Origin of the sequence: Streptomyces sp. Je 1-79 (assembly GCF_025195125.1) — a bacterium.
GTDB lineage: Bacteria > Actinomycetota > Actinomycetes > Streptomycetales > Streptomycetaceae > Streptomyces.
This window is the reverse complement of record NZ_JAMGSL010000013.1, coordinates 157074-171246: the sequence shown is the minus strand read 5'-3', so window position 1 is coordinate 171246 and position 14173 is coordinate 157074. Positions and strand designations below refer to the sequence as shown.

At 71.1% G+C, this 14173-nt stretch carries 14 protein-coding genes; 3 read left to right on the top strand and 11 right to left on the bottom strand.

What is annotated here, in order from left to right; translation table 11 throughout:
* Positions 1–147: 147 nt before the first annotated feature.
* From M5362_RS25965 to M5362_RS25955, 3 genes are read right to left on the bottom strand one after another with little or no spacing between them, the layout of a single operon-like run.
* Positions 148–1362, bottom strand: a complete 1215-nt coding sequence (locus M5362_RS25965) for a dipeptidase (RefSeq protein WP_260230164.1) — start codon at positions 1360–1362, stop codon at positions 148–150.
* Positions 1359–1889: a 5-(carboxyamino)imidazole ribonucleotide mutase gene (purE, locus tag M5362_RS25960; RefSeq protein WP_260230163.1), complete on the bottom strand. Its 531-nt coding sequence runs from the start codon at positions 1887–1889 to the stop codon at positions 1359–1361. Before purE ends, M5362_RS25965 begins: the two co-directional genes overlap by 4 nt.
* Entirely contained in the window at positions 1886–3004 is a 1119-nt protein-coding gene (locus M5362_RS25955; RefSeq protein WP_374214528.1) for a 5-(carboxyamino)imidazole ribonucleotide synthase, read from the bottom strand. The genes purE and M5362_RS25955 overlap by 4 nt, the downstream gene beginning before the upstream one ends.
* Positions 3005–3187: 183 nt before the next feature.
* Here M5362_RS25955 and M5362_RS25950 point away from each other — a divergent pair, with 183 nt between their 5' ends.
* A complete protein-coding gene (locus M5362_RS25950) occupies positions 3188–3706 on the top strand; it encodes a GtrA family protein (RefSeq protein WP_260230161.1) in 519 nt (172 codons plus the stop codon).
* Positions 3707–3817: 111 nt separating this feature from the next.
* Here M5362_RS25950 and M5362_RS25945 read toward each other — a convergent pair whose 3' ends face one another.
* Together M5362_RS25945 and M5362_RS25940 are read right to left on the bottom strand one after the other, a co-directional pair.
* Positions 3818–5089, bottom strand: coding sequence for an ATP-binding protein (locus M5362_RS25945; RefSeq protein ID WP_260230160.1), 1272 nt, complete (start codon positions 5087–5089; stop codon positions 3818–3820).
* Between the two features lie 96 nt (positions 5090–5185).
* A complete protein-coding gene (locus M5362_RS25940; protein ID WP_260230159.1) occupies positions 5186–5863 on the bottom strand; it encodes a response regulator transcription factor in 678 nt (225 codons plus the stop codon).
* A 427-nt stretch (positions 5864–6290) separates the two neighbouring features.
* Between M5362_RS25940 and M5362_RS25935 the strand changes: the two genes are divergently transcribed.
* Entirely contained in the window at positions 6291–7811 is a 1521-nt protein-coding gene (locus tag M5362_RS25935) for a peptide MFS transporter (protein WP_260230158.1), read from the top strand.
* A gap of 84 nt (positions 7812–7895) precedes the next feature.
* Here the strand turns inward: M5362_RS25935 and M5362_RS25930 are convergent, their stop codons facing one another.
* The 6 genes from M5362_RS25930 to M5362_RS25905 all read right to left on the bottom strand — a co-directional run bounded on the left by M5362_RS25930 (position 7896) and on the right by M5362_RS25905 (position 12952).
* Positions 7896–9197 (bottom strand): hypothetical protein, encoded by a 1302-nt coding sequence (locus tag M5362_RS25930; RefSeq protein ID WP_260230157.1) that lies wholly within the window; start codon positions 9195–9197, stop codon positions 7896–7898.
* A gap of 14 nt (positions 9198–9211) precedes the next feature.
* The gene (locus tag M5362_RS25925; RefSeq protein ID WP_260230156.1) at positions 9212–10288 is read right to left on the bottom strand and encodes a hypothetical protein; all 1077 of its coding nucleotides are present in this window, start codon (positions 10286–10288) and stop codon (positions 9212–9214) included.
* Entirely contained in the window at positions 10285–11121 is an 837-nt protein-coding gene (locus tag M5362_RS25920) for a hypothetical protein (RefSeq protein ID WP_308354912.1), read from the bottom strand. The genes M5362_RS25925 and M5362_RS25920 overlap by 4 nt, the downstream gene beginning before the upstream one ends.
* Positions 11122–11144: 23 nt before the next feature.
* The gene (locus tag M5362_RS25915) at positions 11145–11828 is read right to left on the bottom strand and encodes a peptidase (protein ID WP_260230155.1); all 684 of its coding nucleotides are present in this window, start codon (positions 11826–11828) and stop codon (positions 11145–11147) included.
* Positions 11829–12010: 182 nt separating this feature from the next.
* Entirely contained in the window at positions 12011–12484 is a 474-nt protein-coding gene (locus tag M5362_RS25910) for an ATP-binding protein (protein WP_260230154.1), read from the bottom strand.
* A 99-nt stretch (positions 12485–12583) separates the two neighbouring features.
* Positions 12584–12952, bottom strand: coding sequence for an STAS domain-containing protein (locus tag M5362_RS25905; protein ID WP_260230153.1), 369 nt, complete (start codon positions 12950–12952; stop codon positions 12584–12586).
* Positions 12953–13162: 210 nt separating this feature from the next.
* On the opposite strand from M5362_RS25905, the gene M5362_RS25900 reads away from it, so the two are divergent.
* Positions 13163–14065: an RNA polymerase sigma factor SigF gene (locus tag M5362_RS25900; RefSeq protein WP_260230152.1), complete on the top strand. Its 903-nt coding sequence runs from the start codon at positions 13163–13165 to the stop codon at positions 14063–14065.
* Positions 14066–14173: the final 108 nt, after the last annotated feature.

Here is a 14173-nt window from a genome sequence, read left to right as displayed (position 1 = left end):
CGGGCAGTACGGTCCACGGTGCCACCGGGGTCCGCCGGAGTCGCGGCGGACTGGGCCGTTCGGGGGACCCGGCCCCGGGCTTCCCACGGCGTCCTCGTGCGCACGCACGACGGCCCCGCCGGGGGCGGGGCCGTCGGTGACGTACCATCAGGAGGCCCGGCCGTCCAGGGAGTCGAGCGTCGCGTTCGACGGACCGCGGCCGGCGCTCAGGTCGCGGGCGACCGCCTCCGCGTCGCGCAGGGCGCGGACCGCGTTGGACCACGTCAGCTTCGCGAGGTCGGCGTGGGACCAGCCGCGGTGGAGGAGCTCGGCGATCAGGTTCGGGTACCCCGCGACGTCGTCGAGACCGGCCGGGGTGAACGCCGTGCCGTCGTAGTCGCCGCCGATGCCGATGTGGTCGATGCCGGCCACCTCGCGCATGTGGTCGAGGTGGTCCGCGACCGTCGCCGCCGTGGCGATCGGGCGGGGGTTCTCGGCCTCGAAGGCGCGGTGGAGCTTCATCGCCTCGGCGGTGGTGTCGAGGTGGTGGAAGCCGTGCGCCCGCAGGTTCTCGTCCGCCCTGGCCGTCCACTCCACCGCCGCGGGGAGGATGAACTTCGGTACGAACGTGGCCATCGCGACGCCGCCGTTGGCCGGCAGCTGCGCGAGCACGTCGTCCGGGATGTTCCGCGGGTGGTCGCAGACCGCGAGGGACGAGGAGTGCGAGAAGATCACCGGCGCGACGGAGGTGGCGAGCGCGTCCCGCATCGTCGTCGCGGCGACGTGCGAGAGGTCGACGAGCATGCCCGTCCGGTTCATCTCCCGGACGACCTCGTGGCCGAAGGGCGAGAGCCCGCCGACGCCCGGCTCGTCGGTCGCCGAGTCGGCCCACGCGGTGTTGTCGTTGTGCGTGAGCGTCATGTAGCGCACGCCCAGGGTGTGCAGTGCGCGCAGCGTGGCGAGGGAGTTGTTGATGGAGTGGCCGCCCTCGGCGCCCTTGAGGGAGGCGATACGGCCCTGCTTCCGCGCCGCCTCCATGTCGTCCGCGGTCAGGGCGGGGGCCAGCTCGGCCGCGTACCGCTCCAGGAGCTGGTCGACGATGTCGATCTGCTCCAGGGTGGCGCTGACCGCGTCGTCCCCGGTCAGCTCGCACGAGACGTACACCGACCAGAACTGGGCTCCGACCCCGCCGGCGCGCAGCCGGGCGAGGTCGGTGTGGAGCGCGCCGGTCTGGTCGGCCGCGATGTCCAGCCGGTCCAGGTCGTAGCCGACGTGCTTGCGCAGCGCCCAGGGCAGATCGTTGTGACCGTCGACGACGGGTGCGGAGGCCAGCAGCTCCAGCGCCTCCGCCAGCCGGTCGGCCGCGCTCGCCGGGGCGCTCACTTGGCGAAGCCGAACGACTCCGAGCCCTCGACCTTGGCCCGCAGCCGCTTGCCCTTCTCGGTCGCCTGGTCGTTCAGCTCCTGCTGGAACTCCCGCATCCGGCCGAGCAGTTCGGGGTCGTGCGCGGCGAGCATCCGGGCCGCGAGGAGCCCGGCGTTGCGCGCTCCGCCGACGGAGACCGTGGCGACGGGCACTCCGGCCGGCATCTGCACGATCGACAGGAGGGAGTCCATGCCGTCGAGGTACTTCAGCGGGACCGGCACGCCGATGACCGGGAGCGGGGTCACGGAGGCGAGCATGCCCGGGAGATGGGCGGCGCCGCCCGCGCCCGCGATGATCGCCTTCAGCCCGCGGCCGGCGGCCTGCTCGCCGTACGCGATCATCTCGTGGGGCATCCGGTGGGCGGAGACGACGTCGACCTCGTACGCGATCTCGAACTCGTCCAGGGCCTGGGCCGCGGCCTCCATGACGGGCCAGTCGGAGTCGGATCCCATGACGATGCCTACGACGGGGCTCACAGGGCTCATTCGGTGATCGTTCCTCGCAGATAGCCGGCGGCGTGACGGGCGCGCTCCAGCACGTCGTCCAGGTCGTCGCCGTAGGTGTTGACGTGCCCCACCTTGCGGCCGGGCTTCACGTCCTTGCCATACATGTGGATCTTGAGCTGGGGGTCCCGGGCCATGCAGTGCAGATAGGCGTAGTACATGTCGGGGTAGTCCCCACCCAGCACATTGCACATGACCGTCCACGTCGCGCGCGGGCGGGGATCGCCCAGCGGGAGGTCGAGGACGGCGCGGACGTGGTTGGCGAACTGCGAGGTGATCGCCCCGTCCTGGGTCCAGTGGCCGGAGTTGTGCGGGCGCATGGCGAGCTCGTTGACCAGGATCCGGCCGTCGCGCGTCTCGAAGAGCTCCACGGCCAGGTGGCCGACGACGTCGAGCTCCTTGGCGATCCGCAGCGCGAGGTTCTGCGCTTGGCCGGCCAGCTCGGCCGACAGGTTCGGCGCGGGCGCGATGACGGTGTCGCAGACGCCGTCGACCTGCTGGGACTCGACGACCGGGTAGGCGACGGCCTGGCCGTGCGGGGAGCGGACGATGTTCGCGGCGAGTTCGCGCGTGAAGTCGACCTTCTCCTCGGCCAGGACCGCGACACCCGCGCGGAACGGGTCGCGGGCGTCCTCCTCCGTACGGACGAACCAGACGCCCTTGCCGTCGTAGCCGCCGCTCACGGTCTTGAGGATGATCGGGAATCCGCCCACCTCCGCCGCGAAGGCCGCCGCGTCCGCCGGATCGGAGACGATCCGGTGGCGGGGGCTCGGCACGCCGATCTCGTCGAGCTTGGCGCGCATCACCCCCTTGTCCTGGGCGTGCACCAGCGCGGCGAGCCCGGGCCGGACGACGACGCCGTCCTCCTCCAGGGCTCGCAGATGTTCGGCGGGGACGTGTTCGTGATCGAAGGTGATCACGTCACATCCGCGTGCGAAGTCACGCAGCGTAGCCAGGTCGCGATAGTCGCCGATGACGACCTCGCTCACCACCTGGGCCGCCGAATCCTGCGGGGTGTCACTGAGCAGCTTGAACTTGATGCCGAGGGGGATGCCTGCCTCGTGGGTCATACGGGCGAGCTGACCGCCGCCGACCATACCGACTACCGGGAACGTCACCCTCTTAGGGTATCCGCACGACGTGCGAACCCCTCCCCGCCTGTGCTTTACGACAGCCCACCGGGATTTTCCGTGGTTTGCGATGTCCCCGGGCGGGTCACAGGTGTGCTGGTTAGCATGGCTTGGTTGACGAAACCGATCGGACGGGGCTGAGCAATCACCATGAGTGAACGAAGCGCACTGCGTGTGCGGCTTGACCGGCTCACACGTGAGTTCGCCAAGTTCGGGGCCGTCGGTGGTGTCGGCCTTCTGGTGGACCTCGGGGTCTTCAACCTCGTACGCCACGTCACGGAGCTCCCCGTCGTCCGGGCGAGCGTGATCGCCACGGTCGTGGCGATCGGCTTCAACTATCTGGGCTTCCGGTACTTCACCTACCGGGACCGCGACAAGAGCAGCCGGACGAAGGAGCTGACGCTCTTCCTGCTCTTCAGCGTCGCGGGGCTGGTGATCCAGAACGGCATCCTCTACGCGGCGACGTACGGCTTCGGCTGGGACACCCCGCTGCAGAGCAACTTCTTCAAGTTCTTCGGGATCGGCGTCGCGACGCTGTTCCGCTTCTGGTCGTACCGCACGTGGGTGTTCCGGACGCTGCCGGCCCGGGAGGCCGTGCAGACCGCGGAATCGTTCCTGGAGCAGGCGCCGAAGCAGCCGACGAGGAAGCAGCCGGACGCCGTGCTCTAGGGGCGTACGAGGCCGGACCGGGCTTGGGGGCGTACCAGGCCGGACCGGGCTTGGGGGCGTGCCGGGCCGGACGCCGTGTTCTCAGGGTGTACGAGGCCGGACCGGGCTGCTCTAGCGGACGGGGCGTTCGCGTGCCTCGTCGTCGCGGCTTCTGACCTCGCGGCTCAGGAAGAGCGCGAAGACCGGCGGCTGCTGCTGGAGGAGCTCCAGCCGGCCGCCGTCCGCCTCCGCGAGGTCCCGGGCGACGGCCAGGCCGATGCCGGTGGAGCTGCGGCCGCTGACCGCCCGCTCGAAGATCCGCGCGCCGAGGTCGGCGGGGACGCCGGGCCCCTCGTCGGTGACCTCGATCACGGACTGGTTGCCGGTGACGCGGGTCCGAAGGGCGACGGTGCCGCCGCCGTGCATGAGGGAGTTCTCGATCAGCGCGGCGAGGACCTGGGCCACGGCTCCCGGGGTGCCGACGGCGCGCATGCCCTGCTTGCCCGAGTGGACGATGGCGCGGCCCGCGCTGCGGTAGGCGGGGCGCCACTCCTCGATCTGCTGCTTGATGACCTCGTCGAGGTCGAAGGCGAGGGCGGAGCCGGTACGGGGGTCGCGGGAGTTCGTCAGCAGCCGCTCGACGACGTCGGTGAGGCGCTCGACCTGCGTGAGCGCGATCGTCGCCTCCTCCTTGACCGTGGGGAGGTCGTCGGCGACGGCGACCTCCTCCAGGCGCATCGAGAGCGCCGTGAGGGGCGTACGGAGCTGGTGCGAGGCGTCCGCGGCGAGCCGGCGCTCGGCGGTGAGCATCCGGGCGATCCGCTCGGCGGAGGCGTCCAGGACGTCGGCGACCCGGTCCAGCTCCGGCACCCCGTACCGCTTGTGGCGCGGGCGCGGGTCGCCCGAGCCGAGGCGTTCGGCGGTCTCGGCGAGGTCCGTGAGCGGGGACGTCAGCTTGTTCGCCTGCCGTACGGCGAGGAGGACGGCGGCCACGACGGCGAGCAGCGCGACGGCGCCGATGATCAGCAGGGTGCGGGCGACCTCGCTGGTGATCGTGGAGTGGGACTCCTCGACGGTCACGGTCTCGCCGCGCTCGCCCTGGGCGCTGCCGCGGATGACGCTGCCCTCGGGGCGGGTGCCGATCTCGATGGGGGCCCGGCCGGGGATCTCGATCAGGGCGTACCGCTTGGCGCCGCTCTGCTCGGCGAGGATGTCGGGGTTGACGGGCTCTCCGCCGAAGAGCCGGCTGTCGACGATGGAGACCAGCCGGAGGGCCTCGGAGTCGACGCTCTCCTGGGCGCTGGAGGAGATCGTGCGCGTCTCGACGAGGACGAGGGACACCCCGAAGACGGCGATGACGACGAGCACCACGGCGAGGGTGGAGTTGATCAGGCGACGACGCACGGGGCCCTCCGGCCGGGCGGGGGTACGAGGAACGTCACCGAGCCTACGGCTCGGGCGCCGGCGGCCCTCGTCAGCTCTCCTCGTCAGCTCTTCTCGTCAGCTCTTCTCGAAGCGGAAGCCCACGCCGCGGACCGTCGCGATGTAGCGGGGGTTCGCGGCGTCGTCGCCGAGCTTCTTGCGGAGCCAGGAGATGTGCATGTCGAGCGTCTTCGTCGAGGACCACCACGTGGTGTCCCAGACCTCCCGCATCAGCTGGTCACGGGTCACGACCCGGCCCGCGTCGCGGACCAGGACCCGCAGGAGGTCGAACTCCTTCGCCGTGAGCTGGAGCTCCTCGTCGCCCATCCACGCGCGGTGCGACTCGACGTCGATCCGCACGCCGTGCGTCGCGGGGGCGACGGCGGGCTCCGTGGAGCCGCGCCGGAGGAGGGCCCGGACCCGGGCGAGGAGTTCGGCGAGGCGGAACGGCTTCGTCACGTAGTCGTCGGCGCCCGCGTCGAGCCCGACCACCGTGTCGACCTCGTCGGCGCGGGCGGTCAGGACCAGGATCGGCACCGTGTGCCCCTCGGAGCGCAGCCGCCGGGCGACCTCCAGGCCGTCCATGCCGGGCAGTCCGAGATCGAGCACCACGAGGTCGACTCCGCCCTGGAGTCCGGCGTCGAGCGCGGTCGGTCCGTCCTCCCGCACCTCGACCTCGTATCCCTCTCTGCGCAGCGCGCGAGCCAGCGGCTCCGAGATGGATGCGTCGTCCTCGGCGAGCAGTACACGGGTCATGGAGTGATGGTAGTCCGCACCGCGGACGCCCCGGGGCATGATCCACAGGCTTGCCCCACCCCCTGGGGATCAGGGTGGCAATCTTGCATATGACCTTCGAATGAGGTTCGCCGGTTCCTCCCCCACCTGTGATCCATGTCTCAAGTCCTTCCATTTCAGGCACTGTCGTGTCGTATGGTGGCGAGACGTCTGTTGCGGTAATCGGGGACCTTTGGCTCGCCAAGAGCGCCAAGGGTCTCTTTTCTGCACAAGGTCGGCATCGCCAACCTTGAGGACAGTGAACGACCTGTGGGCCGGGTTCCGGGACGCGATGCCGCGTCACGGGGCGTGGATCCCGGCGGGGTGCGACCGCTCCCGCCGGTGCCGGCCTCCCCCACCGGGCGCACCACGCTCACAAGGCGCGCGTCCCGACAGAGCAAGGATCGACATGGCGTCCAGCCTGACGACGGCTTCGACCGGAACCCCCGGTTCCGAGAAGACGTTCTTCGGCCACCCCCGCGGCCTGGCCACCCTCTTCATGACCGAGATGTGGGAGCGCTTCTCCTACTACGGCATGCGGGCACTTCTCGTGCTGTACCTGGTCTCCGGCGGCGCGGACGCCGCGACCGGAAGCCAGGGTGGCGGCCTCGCCATGACCGCGGCGACGGCGACGGCGATCTACTCCGTCTACGTCTCGATGGTCTACCTGATGGCCATGCCGGGCGGCTGGTTCGGCGACCGCGTCTGGGGCGCCCGCAAGACCGTCACCATCGCCGCCTTCGTGATCATGGCGGGCCACGCCTCGCTCGCGATCCCCGGACAGGCGATGTTCTTCGTCGGCCTGGCGCTGGTCGCCGCCGGCTCGGGTCTGCTCAAGGCCAACATCTCCACGATGGTCGGCCACCTCTACGACGGCCCGGACGACCCGCGCCGTGACGGTGGCTTCACGCTCTTCTACGTCGGCATCAACCTCGGCGCCTTCGTGGCGCCGTTCGTGGTCGGCACCGTCGGCGAGAAGGTCAACTGGCACCTCGGCTTCGCGCTCGCCGCGCTGGGCATGGGTCTGGGTCTGGTCCAGTTCCTCATCGGCACGAAGAGCCTCAGCCCGAAGAGCAACATCGTCCCGAACCCGCTCTCCCCGGCCGAGCGCAAGGGCATCCTGGTCAAGGTCGCCCTGGTCATCGCCCTCGCCGCCGCCTTCTACGGCGTCGTCATCGCCCTGGGCATGTACACCCTGAACTGGGCGCTGGTCCCGATCACCCTCGCCGGCCTGATCATCCCGGTCGCCGTCCTGGTCCGCATCAAGCGCGACAAGGAACTCGACAAGACCGAGCAGTCGAAGATGACCGGCTACATCTGGTTCTTCGTCGCCGCCGCCGTCTTCTGGATGATCTACGACCAGGGCGGCTCGACGCTGTCGCTCTTCGCGGACGACAAGACCGCGGACACCGTCTTCGGCTTCGGCTTCCCGGCCACCTGGTACCAGTCGCTGAACCCGCTGTTCGTGATGGCGCTGGCCCCGGTCTTCGCCTGGCTGTGGCTCTGGCTCGCCCGCAAGAACCAGGAGCCCAACACCATCGTGAAGTTCGCGATGGGTCTGGTCCTCGTCGGCGCGTCCTTCTTCGTCTTCATCGTCCCGATGAACATGGCGGGCGGCGGCGACAAGGTCTCCCCGATGTGGCTCGTCTCGATCTACATGATCCAGACCATCGGTGAGCTGTGCCTCTCCCCGGTCGGCCTCTCCGTCACGACGAAGATGGCGCCGCAGAAGTACGCCTCCCAGATGATGGGTGTCTGGTTCCTCGCCGTCACCGCCGGTGACTGCACCACGGGTCTGCTCTCGCTGGCCGGTGTGGACCTCAACGGCACAGGGATCATCGCGATGGAGGCGTCGTTGGCCGTCCTCGCCGGATTCGCGATCTACATGTACCGCAAGAAGGTCCAGGGCCTCATGGGCGGCGTCCACTGACGCGTCCGTCCCGGACCGCTCTACGTACGGAGGGCCGCCGCACCGACTCGGTGCGGCGGCCCTCCGCCGTTTCCCGTACCCGCGTCAGCGCCTCAGCCGCGCCCACGGGGTGAAGGTGAACACGGCGCCGCCGAGCAGGATCACCGTGCCGGCGACCAGGGCGAGGGCGCGCAGGGCGCCGTCGTCCTCGGCACCGGTCTCGGCGAGCCCGCCGCCCGAACCGCCGTTGCCGGAGCCACCGCCGGCCGCCGCGTCACCGCCGCCCGACGCGCCGCCGTCCTGCTTGGCCGTGTCGAGCTCCAGCGATGCCTGGACGGCGCCCTTGACCTGGCAGGGGATCACGATCGGCGAGCCGCCGAGCGAGACGTTGATGGTCAGGGTGCCGGGGCTGAGTGTGGACTTGCCGCTCGCTCCGGGCTTGTACGTGCCCTTCATGTCCGGCAGGTCGACCGGCTTGCCCTGCTCCAGCGGGGCGGCGTTCGCCGGGCCCTCGACCTTGACCGTGCCGCTGTCCGCGCCGCCGAGCTTGACCGCCATGGAGGGCTTGAGGGCGCCGGCGGGGAGCGGGGCGGGGCTGTCCATGACGCCCTTGGCGGTCTTGACCGTGAGGTCGTAGGAGCCGCCGTTCTTCTTGGCGTTGATGGTCACCTTGGAGGTGATGCCGGCCGGGCCGGGCGACTGGCAGGCGAACTGGACCGCGACCTCCTTGCCCGGGAAGTCGGTCTGCCCGCCGCCCCCTCCGGAGGTACTGCCGCCTCCCGACGTACTCGTCGAGCCTCCCGACGTACTCGTACCGCCGGACGTGGTGCCACCAGTCGTGGAGCCGCCCGACGTGGAGCCACCGGACGTGGAGCCTCCGCCCGCCGTCACCTTGATCGTCGCCCCGACCGCCACCGTCTCCTTCGGCGAGCACTTCGTGTCCGTCGACATCGGCTTCGAGACGTTGATGTTGTACTTGTCCGGCGTGAGGGTGATCTCGCCCGCCTTCTCCAGCTTCAGCTTCCCCTTCATGTCCGGCAGCACCATGGGGCTGTTCTTCGGGATGGCCGGGTTCTGCCGCGGTCCCTCCATGTTCAGCGTGCCGCTCGCCGCGCCGCCGACCTTGACGACACCGGTCGGCTTCACCGTGTCCTTGTCCAGGTCGAGGACGTCGGGGTTCTTCGACGCGGCCTCGACCGTCTTCCAGACGACCTCGACCTCGTCGCCGACCTTCGCCTCCGCGGGCGCCGTGATCCGCACCTTGGTGGTGCCCTGCACCGGTGGCAGACCGGAGATGGCCGGCGGAATGCACTCGGTCTTGTACGAGACCTCGGCGGCCTGAGCGGGGCTGGCGGCCAGCATGATCCCCGCGCCGCCGAGCATCAGCGCGACTCCCGCCGCGCTCATCCTCCGTTGCGTGCTCACTGATGTCCCTTCGTCGTCGGGCTGTGCTCTGACGGTGCGGACGGTGCGGAGTCCGGGGTGAACCACGGCAGGACCGTGGTCGTCGTGGTGTCGTCCCGCTCGGGGACGGGTCCGGGTTCGGGGGTACGTACGAGGGTGCGGCGACGGTGGTGTCCTGAACGGGCCCCGGCGGAGCCGCCCGGGCGGACGCGGTCGACGACGGCCATGCCGGCCCGGAAGAGCGCGGCCGGGACGACGACGGCGAGCAGCAGCCAGAACAGCGACACACCCCACGGCCGGCCGACCCCCCAGGGCTGGTCGACCAGGACCTTGCCGGCGTACCGCACCGACACCTCGTAGTCGCCGTGGGCGCCCGCCGACAGCTCGACGGGCAGCTTGATCTGGGCCTTCCTGCCGGGCTCGATCGTGCCGCGCCACTGCCGTTCCTCGTACTGCGGCGAGAAGACGCCGTGGCTCGTGCCGACCTGGAAGACCGGGTCCTTGACGGGGGTCTGGCCGAGGTTGCCGACGGTGAAGACGACCTCGCGGCGGGCGGGAGCGCCGAACCACACGAGGACGCCGCTGGAGCCTTCGAGGCGTACGGAGGCGAGGACGGCGAGCCTGCCGACGCCGGAGGCCTCGGGCAGCGGGGCGGTCGGATGACCGGCGACGGTGAACGCCACGTCCACCACGTCCTGCCGGCCAGTGACCCCCGCGACGTGCACGACGCAGGGGCACGGCTTGGGCGGTTCGGCGACCGGCATCTTCTGGCTGAAGGCGCCCTTGGCGTCGACCGTGGCGGCCCGCCCGAGGGTGTTGGCGCAGGAGTTGGTGCCACCGACGACACCCTTGCCGGGCGCGCCCTGACCGCAGATCAGCAGCATGAGCAGCGCGCCCGGCTTCCACCCGGCGCCGCTCACGGTGATCTCGCCACCCTTGCCGCCCTCGGTCTGCGAGAGCGCCACCGTGGGCCCCGGAGCGGCGGACGCCCGACCGGCGGGGAGCAGCGCGAGCACGAGCGAGGCGAGGGCCAGCGCCACGCCCGCCACCGCCCGAAGGCTCCGGTCCGCCCGCCCCGTACCGCTCGTCCTCATCGGTCCGCTCCTGCCGTCACGTCCGCCAACTGGGGTTCCTCCACGGGGAGTCCGGGCTCTTCCACGTCCCGGTCGCGGCGTCTTCGGGCCACGAGCACGGCCGAGCCGGCCGCCACGAGCAGGGCGCCCGCCCCGGCGGTGAGCGCGCCTCCGGAGACGAACACGCGCTCGGCGCGCGCCTCCGCCGCCGCGGCGCCGGGAGCGGTCGCCCGGACGCGGACCGTGACCGAGTCGAGGGCGGGTGCCTCGGGCCAGGGTTCGGTGCGGGTGGCGCGTTCGCCGGGGTGCAGGGTGGGCCCCGGGGAGCGGAGGGGGCGGTCGAGCAGCGTCCCGAACGCGCCGTCGGCGCGCAGTGTCAGGCGCGGCGCGAGGACCGTGCTCCCCCGGTTGACCAGGGTGTAGTGCAGCGTGCCCGAGGCGTCGAGCCGTACGTTCTCGACGGTGAGCGCCGCCAGGCTCGGCCCGCTCACCCGCAGGTGCACCGGGACGCGCACCTCGCGTCCGTCGGCCGCCGCCGTCACGGTGCCCCGGTGGTCGCCGAGGGCGGTGCCCGCGGTCACGGTGACCGCGAACGGCACGTCCGCCCGCGTCCGCGCCGGGACCGTCACCGTCCGCGCGGCGAAGGCGAGCGGGGTGCCCTGGCCGCTCAGCCGTACGGTGAGCGGCCGCGCGCCCGGGTTGCTCACGGAGAGGGTGTCCTCCAGGACGCTGCCCGCCGCGCCTTCGAGGTAGACGTACGGCCTCCCTGCCGCCGCGCCCGCGGTCCACCCCGGCGTGGGTGCGGGCACGGGCGCCGCCGCCACCGCTCCGAGCAGCGCGGCGACGGCGGTCACGGTTCCGGCCCACGCCCCCCGCATCAGCGTGCCGTGCGCCGCGTGAGCCAGAGCGCGCCGGCCGCGCCGGTCAGCAGCACGGTGCCGCCGAGGGTGCCGAGCGCCGTGGCGGAGTCGAGCGGGCCGGTCTTCGGCAGCTCGCCCCCGCTCGTGGACGGCGTGCCCCCGGAGCCGGAACCGGTGTCCGAGGATCCGCCGGCGGCCGTGACGTCCAGCTCCAGCGAGGGCGCGGGGTTGTTCTTCGGGGTGCAGACAGCCGCGTCCATGCCGAGTGCGTGGACGGTGAGCAGGCCGGCCGTGAACGTGACCTTGCCGCTCTTCTTCGGCGTGTACGTTCCCGTCAACTGCCCGATCTTGATCGGGGTGTTGGGCGGGATGGCCACCGTGTTCGGCATGCCCTTGACCTTGAGCGTGCCCGAGTCGGCGCCGCCGAGCTTCAGCTCGGCGCGCGGGGTCATGACACCCTTGGGCAGCTCGATCGGGCTGTCCGACACGCCCTTCTCGAAGGACATGGTGACCGTGTACGAGGAGCCGTTCCTGACGGCCTTGATGTCGACGGGCGAGACCGCACCCTTGGGCCCGATCTTCGTCTCGCACGCGTAGTTCACGTCGACGACCGCGGCCTGGGCGGCGGGGGCCGAGGCCAGGACCGCCGAGCCCGCAACCGCCGCTGCCAGCGTGAGCGCTGTTCTCCTCCGGTACGGCACGATCCAAGCACCCCTCACCGCGAAGTTACTGACGGCACATCAGATTGCGCGTCAAGGTACGCCTGGGGTCTTGCGGAGGGAAGACATAAGGGAGGACCGAAGTGCGCGCCCCCAGCCGGAGGCGCCACCGATCGGCACGGAAGCACGCGAGGAGCCCCGCACCGGGGCTCCTCGGGGAAATGCTAGGCCGGAGCGGCCAGTTCGGCCCAGACCGTCTTGCCGGGGGCGCCCGTCGTGCGGTCGATCCCCCAGTCGAGACAGAGCCGCTGCACGATGAACATGCCGTGTCCGCCGGGCCGCCCGGCGCGGTGCGGGGTGCGCGGCGCGGGCTGCCCGGCGCCACGGTCGGTGACCTCCAGGCGCAGCACCTTGGCCCGGCGCACCACGCGCAGGGCCTCGGGGCCCTCGGCGTGCAGACAGGCGTTGGTCACCAGCTCGGAGACGACGAGCAGGACGTCCTCGGCCGCGGCCCTGGCCTCGGCGCCGGCCGCCGGCAGCCAGCCCCAGTCGTACAGCGCGGTCCGGGTGAAGTCGCGGGCGAGCGGAACGGTGCCGCTGGTGGCGCCGAGCGCCAGCGTGCGTACGTCGAGAACGGCGGCGTCCACGAACGGACCCACCGACTCCTCGACCTCCCTGCCACCGGCAGCAGTGTCCATCAGCGCTCTCACCTCACCGATTCACCAGACAGATTCACCAGACAACGGACCAAACCGGGGCTCTCCTGCCCGGTCCTCCCCCGACGACACCCGCCACGTTCAGTCGGGCAGTGCCGCCGCGAGCGAGGCGTGCACGGTGAAGACGACGTCCGCACCGGTGATCTCGAAGACTCTGGCCACCACCGGCCGCATCCCCGTCAGATGGACGCCTCCCCCCGCGGCGTCGGCCTTCAGCCGGGCCCCGAGGAGCACGTTGAGGCCGGTGGAGTCGCAGAACTCGAGGCGGGAGCAGTCGACGACGAGCCGTGACCGGCCGGCGTCCAGTGCGTGGTCGAGTGGCGCACGCAACACCTCCGCCGTGTGGTGATCGAGCTCACCCACCGGGGTGAGGACCTCGGTCGCCCCCACGGTGCGGACCTCGACCCGCAGCCTTGCTGGCTGCGCGCTGCCGATGTGCTGGCGGTCCATGCCCGTGCCTCTTCTCGGTCTCGCGGATGCCGGTTGACGTGCCACGAACCATACAAGCGAGACGTCAAGTCTTGCACCCGAACACTGCAACATACTCCCGCAAAACGGACAATTGACACTTGCAACCTGGTGTGTCGAGCGGGTAGGCCTAGTAGAGAACATTCGAAACGGCCGGCTTGGAGGCGCCGCAAACCCCAGCAGGAAGAAACGATGGAGGAGACCATGTCACCCCGGCTCGACGCCCCGCGGACCCACGACGCGCCGTCGGCAGCAGTAACTCCGCCCCCCACCCTCGAAGACCTTCCCGGGATCGACCCGATCCCCGAGATCGGGCCCTTCGACCAGGTCGACCCGCTGGACGCGCGGGCCCTGTCGAAGACGCTGTTCGCCCGGCTCGACGCCCTCGAAGAGGGCACGCACGAGTACGCGTACGTCCGCAACACCCTGGTCGAACTCAACCTCGCCCTGGTCAAGTTCGCCGCCTCCCGCTTCCGCTCCCGCAGCGAGCCCATGGAGGACATCATCCAGGTCGGCACGATCGGCCTGATCAAGGCCATCGACCGGTTCGAACTGGCCCGGGGCGTCGAGTTCCCCACCTTCGCGATGCCGACGATCGTCGGTGAGATCAAGCGCTTCTTCCGCGACACCTCGTGGTCCGTGCGCGTCCCGCGAAGGCTCCAGGAACTCCGCCTCGACCTGGCCAAGGCCGGTGACGAACTGTCGCAGCGGCTCGACCGCGCCCCGACCGTCGGCGAACTCGCGCAGGAGCTCGACCTGAGCCGCGACGAGGTCGTCGAGGGCATGGCCGCCAGCAACGCGTACACCGCGAGCTCGCTGGACGCCCAGCCCGAGGAGGACGACAGCGAGGGCGCGCTCGCCGACCGGATCGGCTACGAGGACCACGGCATCGAGGGCATCGAGTACATCGAGTCCCTCAAGCCGATGATCGCCTCGCTGCCGCCCCGGGACCGCCGCATCCTCTCCCTCCGCTTCGTCGCCGGCATGACCCAGTCGGAGATCGGCGAGGAGCTGGGCATCTCCCAGATGCACGTCTCCCGGCTGCTGTCCCGGACGCTGGGGCGGCTGCGCAAGGGGCTGACCCTGGAGGAGTGACCTCCGGCACCCCTCAAGAGCCTTACGGAAAGGGCCTGTTCCCCAGGGGACGGGCCCTTCGGCGTTATTGACGGGCCGCCCGGAATGGGCCACATTGAGGCCGGGGTT